The organism is Bartonella sp. MR63HLJHH (assembly GCF_042194155.1).
GTDB lineage: Bacteria > Pseudomonadota > Alphaproteobacteria > Rhizobiales > Rhizobiaceae > Bartonella > Bartonella grahamii.
The window spans coordinates 1-554 of record NZ_JBHIMN010000052.1; the positions used below are offsets into that span (position 1 = coordinate 1).

A 554-nucleotide genomic window follows, 5' to 3' on the forward strand; every position below is an offset into this window, starting at 1 on the left:
AAGCTTTAAGGTTACCACTGTCAGTGCGGATGGTAATAAGGTTGAAGAGCAGAGCTATGCGAGTGTTGCTGAAGCTTTTACCGGAGTTGGTACTTCATTCACGAATCTTCACAATGAAGTTAAGAATGAGATTAATAAAGTAGTAGGCGATAGCCTTGTTAAGCAAGCTGATGGAGATACAGGACGTATCACAATTGGTGGAGAAAAAGGCGGCAGTGAAATCAATATAGCTGATAGTAAGAGTGCCGATCGGACGCTATCAGGTGTCAAGGCAGCTGTGAATGGTAATGAAGCTGTTAACAAGGGTCAACTTGATGAAAGTTTAAAAGAACTTTCTAACAATCTTCAGTCAGATGATTCAGCAGTTGTTCATTATGATAAAACAGATGAAGAAAGTGGCGCGATTAATTATACGAGTGTGACTTTTGGAAAAGGTAAGAATTCCGCTTCTGTAGCACTTCATAATGTTGCAGATGGTGAGATTGTGAAAGGATCACATGATGCAGTCAGTGGTGGACAGGTTAATACCCTCTCAGAGGATGTAGCGAAGTTTT

At 40.8% G+C, this 554-nt stretch carries 1 pseudogene; it reads left to right on the forward strand.

Annotated features, from left to right (window positions below):
* Window positions 1-554: pseudogene (locus tag ACFIKQ_RS09095) on the forward strand (hypothetical protein); the annotation flags it as partial.